The following is a 21,364-nucleotide window of genomic DNA, read 5'->3' as shown; positions in this document are numbered from 1 at the left end:
ACTAAGACTGGAACAAACCGTTATAGACAGACTCCATAAGCTAGGATTATATACCATCGGCAGCTTTATAGATATGCCGCGAACAATATTAAGACGGCGTTTCGGACAAGAAATACTTACCCGCATAGATCAGGCTTTGGGCCTTGTTGCGCAAGCCATGCAGCCGGTGCATCCTATAGCTCCTTATGAAGAAAGACTACCCTGCTTAGACCCTATCCGCACTGCAAAGGGCATTGAAATAGCTATTCAGATATTACTGAATAAACTATGCCTGCGGCTCTATAAAGAAAGTAAAGGCTTGCGTACCGCGGTGCTTAGCTGCCACCGGGTAGATAATGAAGTGCAATATATAACCCTTAGCACCAGCCACCCGTCGCGCAGTGCCGCGCATTTGTTTAAATTGTTTGAACTGAAGATACCTACTATCCGACCGGCATTGGGCATAGAATTGTTTTTGCTTGAAGCAACGCTAACCGAGCAACTGACTGTCACCAAAGAACTATTATGGAATGTTGCAGGCAATGATGAAAAAGCGATAGCGGAACTATTGGATAAAATCGCAGGCAAGCTTGGACAAGATAAGATACACCGTTACCTGCCTGATGAACATCACTGGCCGGAGCGTTCTTACAAAGAAGCAGCCGACTTACAGGAAAAGCCGACAACGTCATGGCGTACCGACAGATTGCGCCCCATCTGTCTACTGCCCGTACCGGAAAAAATAGAAGTAACTGTACCCATACCGGATTATCCGCCATTGTTGTTCCGTTATAAAGGCCAACCCTACCGCGTCATCAAAGCCGACGGTCCGGAACGTATCGAACAGGAATGGTGGCTGGGCGACGGGCTACACCGGGATTATTACTGTGTGGAAGATGAAAACGGGATAAGATATTGGCTCTTCCGTTCGGGGCATTTTAATAATGAATTATCGGCCTGGTATCTGCATGGATTCTTTGCCTGAATATAACAAAGCAATGGAATACGTTGAACTCAATATAACATCCAATTTTTCTTTTCTTCGTGGCGGATCCCACCCGGAGGAACTGGTGGCGTATGCCGCACATTTGGGCTATACAGCGATGGCTATTACAGATCGCAATACGCTGGCAGGCATTGTCCGCGCACACGTAACGGCTAAAAAGGCAGGCATCCGTTACATTCCCGCCTGTCGTCTGGACCTACAGGACGGGCCATCTTTGCTGGCTTATCCAACGACCAAAGTGGCTTATGCAGGCCTTTCAGGATTACTTACGGAAGGTAACCTGCGGACAGAAAAAGGAAGTTGTCTCTTATATATTGCCGACGTATGCCCTTATAAAAAAGAAATACTGTTTGTCATTGTACCGCCCGCTTCATTGAACAATGACTTTGACTTTGAAACTGATTTTTATAGATCAGTGCAGCAATACAAACAATATTTGGGCGACAGTCTGTACGTCGCTGCTACACGGTCTTATAATGGATTGGACAGTAAACGGCTTTCCCGTATTCATCGGTTATCCGTTAAATTCAATATCCCGATGGTCGCCTGTAATGATGTGCATTACCATTCACCGGAGCGCCGGCAATTACAGGATGTGCTAACCTGCATACGTGAAAAATGCACCATCCATACAGCAGGTTACCGTTTGGAACAAAATGCGGAGCGGCATATGAAATCTGTTACAGAAATGCACCGTCTGTTTCGCCAATATCCTGAAGCCATAGATAATGCATTGGCCATTGCCAAAGCCTGTACATTTTCACTGGATGATCTGCAATATATCTATCCAGAGGAACTAAGTATCGAAGGCAGAACACCGCAGCAAGAATTGGAGTTATTGACCTGGCAGGGAGCCAAAGAAAAGTTTGGCGATATTCTCCCTTCCAACATTCAGCAAACCATCCAGTATGAATTGGATTTTATTAAGCGGAAGAATTATGCTTCCTATTTTTTAACCGTGTATGATTATGTGCGTTTTGCCCGCAGCCAGAACATCTTATGCCAGGGTCGTGGTTCTGCGGCTAACTCTGTCATCTGTTTTTGTTTAGGCGTAACTTCTGTAGATCCATCTAAATTCAAATTATTGTTTGCACGCTTTATGTCCGATGCACGCGATGAGCCACCGGATATTGATGTGGATTTTGAACATGAGCGTCGGGAAGAAGTGATGCAGTATATCTATAACAAATATGGTCGCGACAGGGCGGGCATTGTAGCGACCGTTACACAGCTACACCATAAAGGCGCGATACGCGATGTGGGCAAAGTAATGGGCTTATCAGTAGATACGATTAACCAGCTTTCTAAATCCCTTTGGGAATTTACCGAGGACTGGTATACCGGGAAACAGCAAAAGACTTCACATGGTTTTCATACCAATGATGCACACCTGAAAAAAGTATTGGAACTAACGGAACAATATGTAGGTTTCCCTCGTCAATTGGGGCAGCATACCGGCGGCTTTGTGATCGCACAAGGCAGGCTATCCGATCTATGTCCTATACTCAATGCCCGCATGGAAGACCGCACCAATATCGAATGGAACAAAGACGATATAGAAGCATTGGGCTTTTTAAAGGTGGACGTGCTGGCACTAGGTATGCTTACCTGCATCCGCAAAGCCTTTGACTTAGCAAAGCAACACTACGGCTTGGAACTGACCTTAGCCAACATTCCGCAAGATGATCCGAAAGTATATGAGATGGTGTCGCACGCGGATACTATCGGCGTATTTCAGATAGAAAGTCGCGCGCAGATGTCTATGCTACCAAGATTAAAGCCTACATGTTTTTACGATCTGGTCATAGAAGTCGCCATCGTGCGTCCCGGCCCGATACAGGGCGATATGGTGCATCCTTATTTAAGAAGACGCAACGGGCAGGAGCCGATAGAATATCCTTCCAAAGAACTCGAAGAAATATTGGGACGTACATTAGGTGTTCCTTTATTTCAGGAGCAGGCAATGGAGATCGCTATTGTAGCGGCAGGCTTTACACCCGCAGAGGCAGATGGGCTACGACGCAGCATGGCTACCTTTAAAGCAAAAGGCAAAGTCAGCGATTGGGAAAAAAAACTGATTACCGGAATGATGGCTAAAGGCTATAAAGAAGATTTTGCCAAACGCGTATTTCGGCAGCTCGAAGGCTTCGGAAGTTATGGTTTCCCGGAAAGCCACGCTGCCAGCTTCGCCTTATTGGTCTATATCTCTTCCTGGCTGAAGTATTATTATCCGGATGTTTTTTCCACTGCCTTGCTGAACAGCCTGCCGATGGGTTTTTACCAGCCTGCACAAATTATCATTGATGCGAGGAAACATGGGGTGCAAATGAGGCCCGTAGATATTAACTATTCCGCTTGGGATAATACATTAGAAGAAAAGGCAGGAAAATATTGCACTCTGCGTTTAGGATTCCGGCAGGTCAAAGGACTTTCAGAAGATGACATACAGCTTTTGCTTTTAGCGCGCAATAAGCCATTTATCACCATTACGCAACTGCATGATGCAGGCGTATCCATAGCGGCGATGGAAAGGCTTGCAGATGCGGACAGTTTTCGCTCCATCGGGCTGGACCGCAGGCAGGCACTTTGGGAAGTATCGGCGCTGGGGACTGTACCCAATGGCCTATTTAAAGGAACATCTAACGATAAAGAAGAGGAAGTGGATCTTCCGCAAATGCCTTTATCCGAGCACGTATTGCAGGATTACAGCAGCCTGTCCTTTTCTTTAAAATCGCATCCGGTAAGTTTTATCCGCCGTGAATTATTCAAACGCAGTATATTAACAACCAAAGAGCTGGAACTCTGGCCGGACGGTACATTGGTACGAGTCGCGGGCTTGGTATTGGTAAAGCAAAGGCCCGGAACGGCAAAGAATATCTGCTTTATCACACTTGAAGATGAAACGGGCATTGCCAACCTGGTCGTATTCAAAAATAAATTTGACTATTATCGTAAGCAGATTTTGAGCGCGAAGCTCTTGGTAGTGGAAGGCAAGCTGCAAAAAGAAGGCGAAGTGATACACGTTATTGCGGAACAGCTTTTTGATTTTTCTGCATTATTAAACCGGATGAATGAAACAACGGCCACCGGACAGCAGAAAAAAAGCAATCACAAAAAGGGCTCCCAAAAAGTCATACAAGGAACCATATTCCCAGAAGGGCGTAACTTTAAATAGAGAAAAAAATGGAATTGTTCGACAAGATGATCGATAAAACAAAAAACCTTTTGCCCACAGACGGCATCGTCCATTATTACGGCAAGGTCTTGCCAAAGGAAAACGCTGACAAGTACCTCGGTTGTTTACTTGCAACAATAGCATGGCGCAATGATGAAGCGGTAATATTTGGAAAGAAAGTTATTACCAAAAGAAAAGTTGCCTGGTATGGTGACCAGCCTTTTGAATACACCTATTCCAATAATACCAAACAGGCTTTACCCTGGACGAAGGAACTCCTGGAATTAAAGAGCCTGATTGAAAGTCAAAGCGGTGAAACCTATAACTCCTGCCTCATGAATCTGTATCATAACGGAGAAGAAGGCGTAGGCTGGCATAGTGACGGCGAAGCCGACCTTAAAAAAGACGGTGCCATTGCATCGCTTAGTTTGGGTGCGGAAAGAAGGTTTATCTTTAAGCATAAACAAACAGGTGAAAAAGTGGAAGTGCTTTTGGAACACGGAAGCCTGCTCATTATGGAAGGTAAAACACAGACCTGCTGGTTGCATACCTTACCGGTAACAAAACGTGTAACCCAATTAAGAATCAGTCTGACATTCAGGACAATTTGTTAAACTATGGCACATAAAAAAGAAAATATGGTTGAATATGCCATCGTGGATATAGAAACCACAGGCGGTTATGCGGCAGGCAGCAGCATTACCGAAATTGCCATACGCATATTTGACGGTAATAAAATAATTGACAGTTATGAAACGCTGGTACGGCCGTCTCACAATATTCCGTTTTATATCACTGCGCTTACCGGCATTGATTATGAAATGGTCTGCGACAGTCCGTCATTTGAAGAGATTGCCAAAGATGTTTATACAATGCTGAACGAAAGAATATTTGTCGCACATAACGTCAATTTTGATTATTCTTTTTTAAAACATCATTTGGATAATGCAGGGTATAGTTATGCAGCACAAAAGCTCTGCACAGTCCGCATGGCGCGAAAAATAAAGCCGGGATTGCGCTCATACAGCTTAGGAAATTTGTGTGATGCTTTGGGTATTGAAATAGCAAGCCGCCACAGGGCCGGCGGTGATGTAGATGCTACAGTTGTCTTATTTCAAAAGTTATTGGAATGGGATACAGAAGGCATTATTGAGGCAATGCTTAAAAAAGGCAGCAAGGAGCAACAGTTGCCACCTAATTTGCCGAAGGAAGACTTTGAAGCTTTACCCAATAAGCCTGGCGTATATTATTTTAGAGATAATAAAGGGAAGGCTATCTATGTTGGTAAAGCGAAAGATCTGCGTAAACGTGTAGCACAGCATTTTACCGGACACAACATCAACCCGCAACGGCAAAACTTCCTGCGCGAAATCTTTTCTGTTTCTTACGAATTATGTGGCACGGAACTGATGGCCTTTATCTTGGAAGCGATAGAGATAAAAAGAATATGGCCGAAATATAATCGGGCTTTAAAAAAATACGAGCCGAAATTCGGGTTATTCCAATATGAAGATTTACAGGGCTACAGAAGGTTATTCATTGGCAAATACAATAAAAGTCATTTACCCATACAGGTGTTTACCACAAGAGAAGGTGGCATCAATAAATTGCGGGAATTGACAAGGCGTTTTGGTTTATGTGCAAGCCTTTGTCGCTTGTCAAGCTGCGAACTATGCGAATTAGTGGACAAGAAAAATGATTTGCTATGTACGGCTAATCAAGGAATCGAAATATACAATAAGAAAGTAGTAGAAGCGCTTGCTTGTTTAAAAGATGATATGCCGGGTTTTTATATCTCGGATAAAGGAAGGGATAGCAATGAGAAAAGTTGCATTTGGGTAGAGAACGGCAACTTTTACGCAATGGGTTATATCAGCAACGATGCAGATATAAATTCGATGGATGATATCAAAGACTCGCTGACACGGTACCCCGGCAGCCATTATATCATGCAGCTCTTGATTTCTTTTATGTGTAAGTATCCAAACAAGGTGTATCAATTAAATACAGATCAAAAAAAGACAGAAGAATTATCTGAAATTGAAATCAATTAACTTGTGAATTTTAACCCTTTAATATGCCGCAAATGCAGGCGTTTTCAGCTAATATTTTTCCTACCAGCCCATGCTGTGATTTAGAGCTAAGCTATCATATATCGCCTCTATTCCTATGTTAGCCACACTTTTGGATTTGTTGCCCATCCACGCTAAAGAGATGGATGGGTTTTACGCTCCTTTTTATAAAAAGGATAAGGCTAATTATATTCTGTTCACAGAATGAAGCAGATTAAACAGAAATATCACCACAGTTTACATAATGATCAAACGGCTATATCATTCCATTTGTCGATTGACCTCATTTATCCTTTATCTTTTGCTTGCACAAGAGTGGCGTAGAACAATACATATGTCCAACCGTCAATTATTCCTACTAAGTCGAACTAAGTTTAAGTGGCAATTAGTTCCAAATACTTTTCAGAGCTGTTACATCGAACTTATTTATTTTCACGTCTTTGCCCGAATGAATTTCTAACTGTGACATTGCTCCACTGGGGAAAAATATTTCAGTCATAGTTGTAAGGCCCCCATCTGCAAATAATTCAACTGAAGTTTTATCCATTATTAATGTCAGCTGCAAATGTTTATCTCTAGATATTCTTGGCGCAAAGGCAACTCCAGCAAATTCTTTTGAGAAAGCGGTTTGACCTGCTTTTGTACGGTCTATAAAAAATTGTTTAGTACCTTTCTTATAACCAATTACCAATTTCTCATCTTTGTCATTTTTGAAGGTCAGTGAAAAATCTGCCACCTTATTTAGCCGTAAGCTTAAACGTAAAGGGCTAGCCAATAATTTTGAGGAGAGGCTATAATTTGCTGTAATATCCTTTTTTGAAACTATGCTTTTTGTATTTAGTTTTTCTAATTCTCTTACAGGCGTTGAAGTAAGATAATATTCATTTTCAATTTTTTCAACTCCCAAATCTCTCGGAATTGTCATTGCGCCGCGCCATCTTTGTGTAGGAACTACATTGGCATACAACCAATTACTCATCCAACCTAAAAATATTCTTCTTTTCCCTGTATTACTCCAAAGCACTCCAGCATAATCATCCGGTCCATAATCAATCCACTTCATTGTTGTATCATCTGTTGTAAATCTTTTTCCATCAAAATCCCCAATAAAATACTGCGTGGCAGATCCTTTGTTTGGACCTCCAGGATTAATGCTTACCAATAAAGCCCACAACTTTCTACCCTTATAATTAATTGGAAACAAATCGGGGCATTCCCATACACCACCATGCGCACCTAAGCTTTTGCCGAACTCACTTTCTTTTTTCCAGTTTTTTAAATCTAGAGAGGAATAAAATGTAACGTGGTCTTTAGTCGCCAATGTCATTACCCATTTTTTTTCTGGTTCATACCAACTTACTTTGGGATCGCGAAAGTCTGTGATACCAGGGTTTTTCAACACAGGGCTCATTGCATATTTTGTCCATGTTTTTCCGTTGTCCAAGCTATAAGCGATGCTTTGGTTTTGAAAATCAGTTTTGCCTTCCTTTTCTCGAACAGGATCGTGTTGGGTAAATATGGCAACCAATGGAACTTTCCCCTCTTTCCCAAAGTCAGAAGTATTGTTTTTATCTACCACCGCACTGCCAGAAAATATATAGCCTAAACTATCGGGAAACAAAGCTATTGGCTGCTGTTTCCAATGGACTAAATCTTTACTGATTGCGTGCCCCCAATGCATAGGTCCCCAAGTTGTACCATCAGGGTAATATTGAAAGAAAAGATGATAAACACCATGATAATAAACCATTCCATTAGGATCATTCGTCCAGTGTTCTTGGGGGGAGAAATGTATTTGGGGACGGTACTTTTCGTGGTAATCTGCTGTATTTTTCTGCGCATTCCCAGCCGCAAAAAATGCCATAAAAAGTAGCCAAAGAAAGTATTTTTTGTAACACATAATGTTTGAATTAAAAATTAATAATTGCCGAAACTAATTTTGAGGGTTGTCGACTTACGCCGTCTACAGTTTTTACAAGCTGCCCGCGAGAATCGTAAAATGCAATAAACGGGTAATGCTGTATATTAAAATATTTCTGAACCGTAAAAGAGTAACCCTCCGAGCCTATTTTAATATTGGAATGAGAAGATAATTTAAAAGCAGTATCAAACTGTTTTGCCTGATTCAAATCTTCCCAACACACCATCACAATTTGCTTTTTCTGCAATGCTTTTTCATGCTTTACAAGCTCTCTTGCAAACGCCTCGCAATGGTCGCAGGTAGGAGAAAAATATATAAGCACAACAGGTATATCCTTTTTTATATCTTTATAAGTAAACCCCCTCTCATTAGTCAGCCTTATTTTAAAGAGCGGCATACCTCTATTATTCTGCGCCATTATTGCGCAACAAGCAGTGCATAACACAAATATTACAATTACAATTTTTCTATAGTATCTCATTTGATTTACATGACTTAGTTAAAAAGAAAACAATTGTAAATTACTAAAACCTGCCCCGGATTGCATAGAATAGATACCCCATTTTGCATTAGGCAACCAATACATTCGGTCTGTCAGCGTAGTTTTACCATTGATGGTTATTGCAATTATGGTATTGTCTATTACAATACTTACATTTATATCATTCCCCGGAGTAAAACTAAAAGGAACTTGACAATCAACATATTCATCTGCTCCTTGAACTTTTAGAAAATATGCCATACCATCTTTAATGCGCAATTTATAATAATCGCCACTACCAGTTCGACCGTAGCCAAATGCAAAGCCTGCATCACTACCAGTTTGCAACCCTTTGATAACAGTAGTAATTTTTTTCTGGCCATTTATCAGGCCAAAACCTACAAAACCATTCGCCTGCAAAGTGTAACTGTTGCCATTGACATTTGCATTAAAGGTACTGTCTTGAGTAGGGCTTTCGTTCTCGGAAAGCAAATCTGTGACAGTTTCTGGAATCTGAACGGATAATGTGCCATCAGTATTTTGGGCTAATTGATGAGTAACCAGATTCCCGCCCCATATATTTCCGCCATAATCTGTTTCTCCCGATTTACGATAAACCCAGCCGAAAAGATAGCGGTTTGTGCCGTTAGAGGCTGTTTTCCCGGCATAAAAAAATGCACCATCCAATACGTCTATTGCCGGTTTTATCCATGGCCCATTTAGTGATGCAGCCATCCGATAGTGGGTCGTGTGGTTCACGCCATTTTCCGAGAAAATAAAATACCAGTAATTGCCCATTTTAAATACATCGGGACATTCCATTACCCCATAACTGTTATTATCTGTTGTAAAAAATGGGCTTTTCAGTGTCCAATTATCCGAAGAAAGGTCATTGGTGGTATATAAAGCAATTACGGGTATGTTATTTCTAAACGTAGAAACCAACATCCAATACTCATTTGTTTCATTGTTGAAAAATACAAAGGGGTCTCTAAAATCGTTTGGTGCATAACCATTATTAGTAGAAGGGTACATTACAAACCCAGAATGTTTTGTCCAGTTTTGCAAGTCAGTACTTGTTGCATACATTATCCCCTCTACGGGTTGTCCCGTACTCCAATGCAAATCGTTATGCCCGGTATAAAAGAAATAATAAGTGTTGCCTTCTTTTATTACAGAACCTGTTCCGGGGGCTCTGTCCTGTGCGCTGTCGCTGCCATAAGGAATCATTTTCCCATTGTAATTATAATGCAGTAAATCAACCGTACTAAATTCATGTATCGGATGATAGCCACCCTTGGCATCCCCATCGTGCAAATAAAAAATATGAAACGAATCATTCTCAAAATAAGGCATAACATCGCCCACATATCCCGATGAATAATAAGTATCACCTTGAAAAGAAAGCCAGATAGTTGGCGGCACCGGAAAGAAGGACACCGGGTTGAAAATATCTTCTTTATTAACGCTTATATTGCTTTTGCTGCATGCCTGGAAGGCAATTGCTCCAAACAGCGCCATAGCCGGAAATATATTTTTTATGGATAACATCATCATCTATTTTTTTGTTTATGTAAATTCTATTTACTAAGATAACCAAGTACGTTATGTGTCATTCTTTGAATATTAGACAAATAGGTATTCGCAGGCTGATCTGCCGAATTGGACGGATTGGCTTCCGAATACCAATCATAACATCCGCCACAAATAACAATTGCCGCGCCATGAGAAACAGTTCTTGGAAACTCTGCCATTGTAACAACCGTAGCGTGGTCGACATCCCACTCGGTACTCCCCAAGTCTATACCTCCGGTTTGTTCGCGCCAACCTGCCGGTGTGCCATAACCGCCCCAATCCGGAATGTACCATTGTGCCGTATGGTTAAGCCTGTATACTCCCGCCGACAAGAAATAGGCAGTTGGATAAGGTTTATCGGAGGTTAAAGTAAGACCCGCAAACGCCGGATGCGACTCATGGCCTTTAAATGAAATACCCCATGAATTAACAGGGTCAACCGATTGATTTCCAATAGGATCTCCAAAGGCATTATTAGGGCCTTTTCCGGCGGGTACAATTCCCAATGCTTCAACATAAAAAGCTCCATAAGTCGTGAGTAAAAACGAGCCGCCGCCTGCATAATAGTTTTTCAATGAAGACAATACATTTGGATCAAATGCTATCGAAGGCAGCGATTGTGTGCTGTCTTCGTGCCACCATATCACAGTAAATGAGCTCAAATCTACATTTCCACTTTTAATATCGTCGAATGACACAAACTGAGCTTCTGGGTTATCGGTTTTGAGCCAATTCCAAGCCGCTTTTTCATCGGGGTCATTTAAATCACTTGGCGTACTTGCCTTACTTAGGAAAGCGATCTTCTCAGGAGTCGTAATAGTTACTGCATAATTGATTGTAACACCGCCCATCGTTATCTTATAGGTAACCGAATTTGTAAAATCAACTGTTTGTCCTGCGATGGGTGAGACGGATGCTCCGTCTGCCAGTGTAATATGGGGAACAAGCGTAGTAAGATTTGTTCCCGATGGCACCATTGCAGTAATTGTTCTTGCGCTATTGTCAATTTGTGCAGAGTCTCCTGCAACGACAAAGGAAAGAATCGCTTTTTCTTCGGAAGAAGAAACTGCATATTTATTGGAGAGATTGCCGTTAATAACTTGAAATTGTACCGGATTAGTGAGGTTTACCGATTCTCCACTTGCGGGTGTAACACTTGCTCCGGAAGGAACTTCAATCGAAGGAACGACGGCACTTCTGTCTTGACCAAAGGGAAATACAAGAGCAATAGTTCCTGCGGAATCATTTATTGTTCCCTGTACAGAACCAACAGTAAATTTTTGAATTTTTACATTGGCGTTCAAATCGAGTACCGACCCGCGATAAGGCTCTTTCTTGCAAGCCGAAATACCTACCAACAGCATAATCAGCATATATAATAAAGTATTTTTTTTCATCTGTTTCTTTTTTATTTTTTGAATAATCAAAATATATTAATAACCGTAATTCTGCTTGTAGAGATTCTTACTAAATTGTATTTGATTCAATGGAATAGGCAAATATTCGTTCTTGTTTTTGGTAAAATGCGCATCGTTTAAAAATGGCCATTTGGTTTTTTCTACACCTACAAAAGCGTTTAAAACCTGGTCAGCGACACCCCAACGTACGAGGTCGAAAAAACGGCTACCTTCTTCGGCCATTTCAAGGCGGCGTTCAAACCTAAATGCTATCCGGGCATTATCTTGCGTCCAGTTAATATTTACACCGTTCACATAAGGCTTAACAAGGTAATGACCTTCCGGATTATCAGCAGCATCTACCAATAACGAATTACTTGCAGCAGCCCTTGTACGCAATTCGTTTATCAACGGCAATGCCTCATTCTGCCTACCAAGTTCAATTAACGCTTCCGCCCTAAATAGTAACACATCTGCATATCGCAATATTACACGGTGTTTTGTATTTGCATAAAAAGGTCCGACTTGTATATAATCATCTTTTTTTACATTTTCTTTTAAAGAAGCATAATGTCCGTAAATGTCCGGTGAGCGGTTCCAACTATCTTCATAAATAACCAAAGGGTCATATTTCCAAGTTCGCCCGGGAATAGCCACCGTATGATCCAAACGTGGGTCAATATTATCTGTCGAAGGGTTTACATCACTATTATTGTAAGTATCAAAAAGCGGCAAACCATTAGCATCTGTTTTAAACGCATTGACCAAATTTTGGCTAGGCTTTTTAAAATCGCAACATCCAATGCCTTGTGGCGTACTTAATACATCACCAAAATTCAGGCGGCCAAACATAGTTCCATCATCAACGGAAAACTGGACTGCCCATATAGATTCTTTATCCGACACGCCTTGCAAAAAATTATCACCAAAATCATTATCTAAGCCATACTGTGAGTAAGACATTACTTTAGAAGTAGCATCTACCACTGCCTGCAAATCATCTTTATTAATCTCAACTACATTATTTTTTTCGTCTTGCATATAAGCCTGATACAATTTTGTTTTGGCGAGATAAGCATAAGCTGCGGCCTTATCCGGACGCCCTATATCCGTTTTTGTTTCTGGCAAATTTTCGGCGGCATATTGAAAGTCATCGGCAATTTTTTGCCATAACTCATCATTGCTGTATGTCCGATTACCAACTGTATCGTACAAGTCTCTTGGAACATTTTCATCAATGTAAGGAACGTACTTAAAAAGTATTTTTAGTTGAAAATACCAATGCGCCCTTAAAAAACGCATTTCTGCCATGCGCTGATTCTTTAATGGATAAACACTTTTGTCGAGCGATTCAATAGCATTCAGTGCTGCATTGACCCGGGAAATTCCGATATAAAGGTTATACCAGAGAGCATCCACCTCACCAAAATTAACGAGCGTATTGGACCAGGTTTCTATAAAATGGAAATCCTGAATATCTGAGGCATCCCTTCCTCCTTTATAAGCATCGTCTGCTCGCACATCGCCATATTCCCAAAGGCTGAAAGCCTGGTCATAATGGTCATTTCCCAATTGGGCATAAGCAGCAATAACTAATTTTTCTGCTCCTTCCGGCGTATTTACCTGCTCTTGGCTCACAACACCCTTGGGAGAAATGTCTAATTGCTTTTTGCAAGATGTCAAAAAGAAAACAGTACCCATAGCCAAAAGAAGAAAAGTTTTGCAAAACGGTCTACATCTTTTATAAAGGCTATATTTATCTATATTATATTTCATAATGAATAGGTTTTTATAATAAAAATTAAAGCGAAATATCAATACCACCGGTAAAGACCCTTGGATTAGGATAACCATACCCCGGAGTTTCCGGATCGATTCCGGTGAATGTCTTACTCTTTGTAATAATCCACAGGTTGTCTCCTCCAATATAAATGCGGAATTTATTCAGCTTCATTTTTTTCAATATTTTTTTCGGTAGTGTATAACCTATTTGCAGGTTGCGGAGTTTAGTATAACTACCTTTTTCAAGAAAATAAGTAGAGAAGCGGCTTTCGTTATTATTATCGATTGCTGTAAGAGCGGGAATAGTTGAATTTGGGTTTGAAGGCGACCACGCTTGTAATAACCTTGCGCCCTTGTTGGAACCCGTTTCAGATACACTCCAAAAATCTGTGCTATACTTCTGAGTGTTTACAATGGTATTGCCATATACTCCTTGTATGAAAGCCGAAAAATCAAAGTTTTTATAAGTTACAGAAATATTCAGCCCATAGGCAAACTTAGGCTGTGGCGAACCTACCCAAGTTTGGTCATTAATGTCGATTACGCCATCTCCGTTCAAGTCTTTATAACGAATACGTCCTAATCCCTTTCCCGGCTGAGCAGCACTTTCGTCCAACTCTTTTTGTGTGCGGAACAAGCCGTCGGCAACATAAGCATAATAGCTGCCCAACGACCTGCCTAATATATTTTGGTCCAATCCATTACCGCCATAACTATACAAAACAGATTGTGGCAAATAGGTTACCTGGTTACGATAATTTGAAATATTTCCAGTAACAGCAAATGTCAAATTTTTATTGATGCTGCCGTTATAAGTAACCACGGCTTCTATTCCTTTATTTTCTACAGACGCACCATTTACCCACTGGCCGCCGCCCTCGCCTTTAACAGCTATATACGGTGGCTTGATAAGAATATCTTTAGTTTGCTTGATATAATAATCGACACTTGCCACGATTTTATTATTGAAGAACCCGAAATCCGCACCCCAGTTCGACATGGTACTTGTTTCCCATCTAATGCTGTTGTTACCGGTTTGTGTCTGGATATATCCCGAAGATAAGGTGCCACTACCTGCTCCAGTAATATCATAGGCCGTTCCAAGTGAAGGCCCCCAGGTAGGGTCTATGTTTACACCTGCATAACTAGTCGAATACAGGTCAAATTGTGCATTATTATCAATCTCCTGATTACCGGTTTGGCCCCATCCGTACCTTAATTTTAAATCATTAATAAAATTAAGCGCTTTCGTATTTTTGAAAAATTTCTCCTGACTTAAACGCCAACCCGCAGAAAAAGCAGGAAATACACCGTATCGGTTATTTTTACCAAACCGTGATGACCCATCCCGACGTAAAGTAAAGGAAGCAAGATAGCGATCGCTATAAGAATAATTAACCTTGCCAAAAAGAGAAAACAAAGCATATTCACTTCCGTTACCTGTACTTGTTACAGTTCCGGTACCGGCATCAATATAGGTGTAGTCCGGACTTTCTGAATCGAATCCGTGTCTGGTTGTCGAAAAATTTTGCTCGTCATCATGATAATACTCTGTACCGGCCAATACATCTATATGATGCTTATTAAAGTCACGTACATAATTCAGGGTATTAGTAAAGGTTTCTTTAGTCGATTGGCTCTGCGTTAAAGTAAGCCAATTATCATCATTTTTTAAATAACCCGATTGATATTTCTTGGTAAAAGAATGAGCATTATAGTTCCCATAATCAATACCATAACTACTATGAAATATTAGCCCTTTAAATAGCTTTATATCAGCATACGCATTTCCAAATATGCGTATATAATTATAATGATTATTTTTATTATCCTCCAGCATACGCACCGGATTTTGGCGGTCATTCATACCCCCTATCGGACCTCCCCATCCACCTGAAACAGTATTTACAGGAATAATTGGCAGGGCTTGCAAAGCTGTATTGAGAATATTGGGATCTGCCAGTAAGCCTTCTGTTGTTTTGTTAGCTGTGAAGTTTTCTCCTATAGTTACGCGGTCATTAAATAACTTATAGTCCGTATTCAGACGCATAGAATAGCGCTTGAAACGCGTGGTATTAATTATTCCATCATTATTGAAATATCCCCCAGATAAAAGGTAATCTCCTTTTTGATTGCCGTTAGACAAGGTAAGGTCATAGTTCTGAATAAGTCCGACATGCGTAATCTGGTTAAACCAATTGGTGTTGGAAGCCTTTTCGGTTTTGGCAGCGTCAAGGTATTGCGGAACAATAATTTTGTTCAAGACAGGGTTGCCACTCGCATCCAAATTCCAATCAAATTTATAATCGACACTATTGGAATTGGGATCAATGCCACTATTTATATCGGCCTGCCACAATCCTTGTCCATAGCCGCCAGTGGTAAGCATCGGAATTTTATTGGCATAATAAGAGGCTGAATTATAACCATTAAAATCTACAGACAGCTTGCCAGACCGTCCTTTTTTCGTTGTGATAATAATAACACCATTGGCGGCGCGCGAGCCATAAATACTTGCAGCGGAAGCGTCTTTCAAAATCTGCATACTGGCAATATCGTTTGCATTCAGTTCGTGCATCCCCGCTGTAGTTGGAACACCATCTATTACATACAAAGGCTGGGTGCTATTTAATGTACCTATACCCCGAATTAAAATATTGGTACCACTTCCACTCGGGCTACCATCGCTCGTAATGGAAACTCCCGGCACACGCCCTTGCAATCCTTTGATTGGGTTGGCAGTCGACTGCTTGTTCATATCGGCTACATTCACGACCGATACTGAGCCAATAAGGTCTTTTTTCCTTTTTTGGGTATAACCCGTTACTACAATCTGGTTGAGATCATTGATGTTTTGCGTTAATTCAATAGACACAAACCCACTTTCGGGAACTTTAATCGAAAGAGCATTCATGCCAATATAAGTAAACTTAAGTAAAACACCCGCTTTGGTAGAAATCTCAAAATGCCCCGTATTATCTGTAAAGACTGCTTTGTCTCCTGACTTTACAGTAACGCCGGCCAAGGGAAGCTGTGATTGCTTTTCTTTTACAATCCCTTTTACCTGTATTTGTTGCGCCATACTCATGCAGCAGATGAACAAGAATAACAATGTTAGAAAACTTTTCATATGACTCGGTTTTTTATTTTTTATTGCGTAATAGTAAATTCGTTTTTAGAGATATTTAATTTCGTTATCTCGTTTAAATCATATTCTGGACACCCCCCTTTTTGAGTGGTCACAAAAGCCGCTAGATTGTTCGCAAAATCTAAAGCCTCATTAATCGGCACCTTGTCCATTGTTTTTGAAATAATAGCAGCCAAAAAGGAATCCCCACTCCCAATAGTATCGCAAACATTTATTTTAAGTCCCTGACAATAGACAAATTCACCACCTTTGTTTAAAATTGCCCCCTTAGCCCCTTTCGTTATAACAATCGTGTCCAAATTAAATCTGTCCCTAATTGTTTTTATACGATCCTCTTCCTTTGTCAATGGTGAAAACCAACCAGTGATTAATTCCAATTCAGCAAGATTTAGTTTGGCAAAATTTGCATTGATAAGTAATTTTTCAATAATATCTCTATTGTAAAATGGTGGACGTAAGTTAATATCTAAAACCTTGTTATTTGCCACTTCAAGTAAGGCGAATAAGGTATCCCGGGTTTGTTTGCTTCTTGTTGCAAGGCTTCCATACACGAAATAATCGGCCTGCTTTACCAAATCCTCTAAATTCTCTTCTAAAGCAATATAATCCCAAGCTACATTTTTTACAATCTCAAAATGAACTTCATTTCCCGGTCTAACTTCAGCTTTAACGGTACTAGTTGGCACATCATAATCTACCTGAAAGTATTCCGTACAAACATTTTTCTCTTCAAAACTTTTAATCAATTCATTACCCAATTCATCATAGCCAATGCGAGATATAACAGCAGGGTTTTTCTCTAATTTTTGTAGATGATAAGCCACGTTCATAGGCGCACCACCAACCATTTTTCCACTTGGCAGAATATCCCAAAGACATTCTCCGAAACAAATAACAGGATGTTTCTTTTGTTCTAACATTTTTAATAATTTTTAATGTAATATCAATGTATGCTCGATTTGTTCTAATGACTTCCCTTTAGTTTCCGGCATTAATTTCCACACAAATAATAGTTGTAGGCACATCATAATTGCAAAGAATAAAAAGGTATTTCCCCCACCTACTTTTTCTGAGAGATAGGGAAAAACAAAAGTGATAATTGCTGCCATAGTCCAGTGTGTGGTACTTCCCAGAGTTTGCCCTTTGGCTCTAACTTGTGTAGGAAAAATCTCCGAGATAAAGACCCAAATAACAGCTCCCTGAGATACAGCAAAAAATGCTATATAGAGAAACAAATAAAGCGGAACAGCCAAACCACTCAGATGCGCATAAAAAGAATACGACACCATGCCTAATGTAAGAATCAGACCTACTGAGCCAATAAACATCAATGTTCTCCTGCCTACCTTATCAATAAACTTCATAGCAACTAGCGTAAAAATAAAGTTCACAAGTCCTAAACCAGCTGTCGAGAGCAAAGAAGAGTTTTTACCCAAACCAGTCATTTCAAATATTCTTGGAGCATAATAAATAATGGCATTTATTCCAGAAACCTGATTGAATACAGCAATCAAGATTGCAAGAATCATTGGCATTTTATTGCGTTGCGAAAAAAGTGAACTATGCTGAATATCTGCCTTATCTTCTTTAGCTGCAGCCTGCACAGATGCAACAATGGATGTAGCTGTATTTGAGTCGATAATTGTTAGTATGTCTGTCGCTTTTTTTACATCTCTCTTTTTTAATATTAGCCAACGAGGACTTTCTGGGATGAATTTCAATAGAACCAAAAACAATAAAGAAGGGAACACTTGAACGCCCAACATAAATCTCCAAGACGAGTGTCCGGATAAACCAATCAGGTAATTAGACAGATAGGAGATTAAAATCCCAAAGACTACATTAAATTGAAATAAAGCAACTAACCTTCCCCGTTTTTCTGCCGGGGCTATTTCGGAGATATAGATGGGGGCGGTTACTGATGAAGCACCAACTCCTAAACCACCTAAAAAACGAAAAGACAAAAAGAAATACCAATTAATAGAAAGTGCACTACCTAATGATGAAAGTAAATAAAGTGAAGCAATAATATAAAGAGTATTTCTCCTCCCCAATTTATCAGATGGTACCGCTCCTAATAATGAACCTATTATGGTTCCTATAAGTGCAATTGAGATAGTTAATCCCTGTTCAATAGGACTAAGTGACCAATATTTCTGAATAGCTTGTTCCGCCCCAGAAATTACTGCTGTATCAAAACCAAAGAGAAATCCTCCTAGTGCGATAACAATAGACCATAAAAACACTTTGTTTAATTTCATTTGTAATTTGTTAAAATAAATTTCGATTTCCTAAAATTGAAATCTTTGAATTGTTAAAAATGTTCCACAATTTAGGCTTACAAATCATCGTTTGTCTTCTAATTATGTATCTAACTTTTAAAGAATGATAAATTTTTTAAAAAACTTACCTAGCTATTAATGAACAATTTATATATATTCAATAAATTACAATTGTATAAATTTTATAAAATTGTTGCATATATTTCCAATTTCATAACAAAACATATAAAAATAGAATCATTCCAATAGGACATTTGTTAACAAATTATAAAATATAGAGATGATAATTAAAACAGCTTAAGTGTTAAAAGTCGTAATATTGACTTACAAATGAGAAAATTAATAACATTGAAGTTTCACATATTATTAAGGCAAAAAAGCTTCTTGGTTTTACTTTCTATGATCATTTTATCTGCGTTACAGTCTTGTAACACGCAGAAGCAAGAGAAAGCTTTTAAACTAGGCTTTTCACAATGTACAGGTGAAGATAATTGGCGAAAGACCATGTTGGAAGGAATGAAGCGAGAGCTTTCTTTTCATCCAGGAACTGAATTATTATACCGAGATGCGCATGATGATAACAATCTTCAAATTCAGCAGGTTAGAGATTTAATTAACCAACACGTTGACCTTCTCCTTATTTCTCCAAACGAAGCCCAACCTTTAACAAATGTAGTCGAGGAAGCTTATAGTAAAGGCATCCCGGTAGTGGTTATAGATAGGAAAACATCTTCTGAATTATACACCAGTTTTGTAGGAGCGGATAATAATAAAATTGGCGAATTAGCTGGCCAATACATAGCCAAACTTCTAAATAAAGAAGGGAATGTAATTGAAATTATTGGAAGAGCTGGATCCTCTCCAGCAATTGAACGTCAAACCGGATTTAGCTATGCTATAAAACAATATAGCGGAATCAAAGTCACTGCTACAGTTTACGGGAATTGGTTAAAAGATGAAGCCTATACAGAATTGATGAAAATCAAGGATAAATTATCTGAAGCGGATGTTGTATTTGCGCAAAATGATGTCATGGCTCTAGGCGCATATGAAGCTTGCAAAAAATTAGGCATAACAAAAAAGATTAAGTTCATTGGAGTCGATGGTCTCGCAGGGCCAGGTGGAGGTTTACAGCTAGTAAATGATAAAATTCTGGATGCAACAATTCTATATCCAACTGGCGGTGAAGAAGCAATTCAAACAGCATTTAAAATTTTAAATGGAGAACCTTTTAACAAAGAAAACACGTTACAAACCTTCGTTATTGATTCATCAAATGTTCGGTCATTAAGGTTACAAGCAGAGAAAATCCATTCCCAACAAAACGATATTGAAAAGCAACAATCTTTGCTAGAGAAACAACAACATATTTATAGAAGCCAATCTATCCTTTTAAATATATTCATTATTGCCCTTATTCTTGTTATTATTCTAGGTTGTATTACTTATTTTATCCTAAGAAAAAATAGGAAAATAAATATCAAACTCGCTGCAAAAAATAATGAGATTATGATTCAAAGAAATAAGCTCCTGGAAATGGCTGAAAAAACCCAAGAGTTGACGGAAGCAAAATTTTTATTTTTCACAAACATATCTCATGAGTTTAGAACGCCCCTTACCCTTATTTTAGGTCCACTTGAAGATATATTAAGTTCTCCCAAATTGCATTTTTCTACTAGAGCTAACCTAGAAATGGTACAAAAAAATGTGCTAAGACTCTTGCGCCTAGTAAACCAATTGATTGATTTTAGGAAAGCCGATTATGAAAAGATGCCGTTGAGAGCTACACAAAACAATCTCATTAATTTTGTTATTGAGATTACAAATGCATTTTCCGAAATGGCGAAAAAGAAATCTATTGCATTGAGCTTAAATTATAATTTAAAAGAATTGAACGTATGGTATGATAAAAACATGTTGGACAAAGTTTTGTTTAATTTACTATCTAATGCATTTAAATTTACCAATATAAATGGTTCTATAAAAGTTACCATAGATATAACAGAAAAAAAGAACGAGGTCGTTATAGAGATTGCAGATACTGGCATTGGAATGGATGAAGAAACCGCCAAACATGCCTTTGAATTGTTTTATCAGGGGAACAGCAATACTTATAAAGGAAGTGGCTTAGGATTGTCCTTATCAAAAGAATTAATAAAATTACATCATGGTCGAATCGAATTAGAAAGCAAGAAATGGCAAGGTTCTAGTTTTAAAATATTTCTACCCATCGGCAATTCACATTTACACCCCAATGAAATTTTAGAAGAAGATGCAACTTCTTCAGAGCAACGACAAGAGGATATTAAAACATATACCAATGACATATTGCCCGTCTCACTACAACAAGAACTTCAAGAATTAGAGGTTAAAGAATACTCTATACTTTTAATTGAAGACAGTGACGATTTGCGAGGATTTTTAAAATACAGATTAGCGCCCAATTATAATATTTATGAGGCCGCAACAGGAAACATAGGACTTAGTATGGTGGAAAACCCACTTAAATTGACCCCCTCCCGCCATTTGAAACTGACCCCCGTCTG

At 39.4% G+C, this 21,364-nt stretch carries 12 protein-coding genes and 1 pseudogene; 5 read left to right on the top strand and 8 right to left on the bottom strand.

Annotated elements, in window-relative coordinates; translation table 11 throughout:
• The 4 genes and pseudogenes from ACQR30_RS03945 to ACQR30_RS03930 all read left to right on the top strand — a co-directional run.
• Positions 1 to 964, top strand: a pseudogene (locus tag ACQR30_RS03945) (DNA polymerase Y family protein); the annotation flags it as partial.
• Entirely contained in the window at positions 924 to 4,160 is a 3,237-nt protein-coding gene (locus tag ACQR30_RS03940) for an error-prone DNA polymerase (RefSeq protein WP_429731565.1), read from the top strand. The pseudogene ACQR30_RS03945 and the gene ACQR30_RS03940, both read left to right, overlap by 41 nt.
• 8 nt (positions 4,161 to 4,168) lie before the next feature.
• Positions 4,169 to 4,774 carry an alpha-ketoglutarate-dependent dioxygenase AlkB family protein gene (locus ACQR30_RS03935; protein ID WP_429731562.1) on the top strand — a complete coding sequence of 202 codons (606 nt, stop codon included), beginning with the start codon at positions 4,169 to 4,171 and terminating at the stop codon, positions 4,772 to 4,774.
• A gap of 3 nt (positions 4,775 to 4,777) precedes the next feature.
• Positions 4,778 to 6,214 (top strand): exonuclease domain-containing protein, encoded by a 1,437-nt coding sequence (locus ACQR30_RS03930; RefSeq protein WP_429731559.1) that lies wholly within the window; start codon positions 4,778 to 4,780, stop codon positions 6,212 to 6,214.
• 403 nt (positions 6,215 to 6,617) lie between these two features.
• Here ACQR30_RS03930 and ACQR30_RS03925 read toward each other — a convergent pair whose 3' ends face one another.
• From ACQR30_RS03925 to ACQR30_RS03890, 8 genes are all read right to left on the bottom strand, one after another.
• The gene (locus ACQR30_RS03925) at positions 6,618 to 8,132 is read right to left on the bottom strand and encodes a glycoside hydrolase family 32 protein (protein ID WP_429731556.1); all 1,515 of its coding nucleotides are present in this window, start codon (positions 8,130 to 8,132) and stop codon (positions 6,618 to 6,620) included.
• Between the two features lie 10 nt (positions 8,133 to 8,142).
• Complete coding sequence (locus tag ACQR30_RS03920) at positions 8,143 to 8,571, bottom strand: TlpA family protein disulfide reductase (RefSeq protein ID WP_429731553.1); 429 nt, start codon at positions 8,569 to 8,571, stop codon at positions 8,143 to 8,145.
• Between the two features lie 81 nt (positions 8,572 to 8,652).
• Positions 8,653 to 10,191 carry a family 43 glycosylhydrolase gene (locus ACQR30_RS03915; RefSeq protein WP_429731550.1) on the bottom strand — a complete coding sequence of 513 codons (1,539 nt, stop codon included), beginning with the start codon at positions 10,189 to 10,191 and terminating at the stop codon, positions 8,653 to 8,655.
• A 23-nt stretch (positions 10,192 to 10,214) separates the two neighbouring features.
• Positions 10,215 to 11,606 carry a DUF4960 domain-containing protein gene (locus tag ACQR30_RS03910; RefSeq protein ID WP_429731547.1) on the bottom strand — a complete coding sequence of 464 codons (1,392 nt, stop codon included), beginning with the start codon at positions 11,604 to 11,606 and terminating at the stop codon, positions 10,215 to 10,217.
• Between the two features lie 36 nt (positions 11,607 to 11,642).
• Positions 11,643 to 13,382 carry a RagB/SusD family nutrient uptake outer membrane protein gene (locus ACQR30_RS03905; protein WP_429731544.1) on the bottom strand — a complete coding sequence of 580 codons (1,740 nt, stop codon included), beginning with the start codon at positions 13,380 to 13,382 and terminating at the stop codon, positions 11,643 to 11,645.
• Positions 13,383 to 13,407: 25 nt separating this feature from the next.
• The gene (locus ACQR30_RS03900) at positions 13,408 to 16,518 is read right to left on the bottom strand and encodes a SusC/RagA family TonB-linked outer membrane protein (RefSeq protein WP_429731541.1); all 3,111 of its coding nucleotides are present in this window, start codon (positions 16,516 to 16,518) and stop codon (positions 13,408 to 13,410) included.
• 20 nt (positions 16,519 to 16,538) lie between these two features.
• Positions 16,539 to 17,456, bottom strand: a complete 918-nt coding sequence (locus tag ACQR30_RS03895; protein WP_429731538.1) for a carbohydrate kinase family protein — start codon at positions 17,454 to 17,456, stop codon at positions 16,539 to 16,541.
• Positions 17,457 to 17,468: 12 nt separating this feature from the next.
• Positions 17,469 to 18,797 (bottom strand): sugar porter family MFS transporter, encoded by a 1,329-nt coding sequence (locus tag ACQR30_RS03890; RefSeq protein ID WP_429731535.1) that lies wholly within the window; start codon positions 18,795 to 18,797, stop codon positions 17,469 to 17,471.
• A gap of 351 nt (positions 18,798 to 19,148) precedes the next feature.
• Between ACQR30_RS03890 and ACQR30_RS03885 the strand changes: the two genes are divergently transcribed.
• Positions 19,149 to 21,364, top strand: a 2,216-nt coding sequence (locus ACQR30_RS03885; protein WP_429731533.1) for a substrate-binding domain-containing protein, incomplete at its 3' end; no start/stop codon positions are given.

It is taken from the genome of Arachidicoccus sp. (assembly GCF_050436765.1).
GTDB lineage: Bacteria > Bacteroidota > Bacteroidia > Chitinophagales > Chitinophagaceae > Arachidicoccus.
Note: the sequence above shows the minus strand (reverse complement) of the source record. Positions and strands in the feature narration are given on the sequence as shown.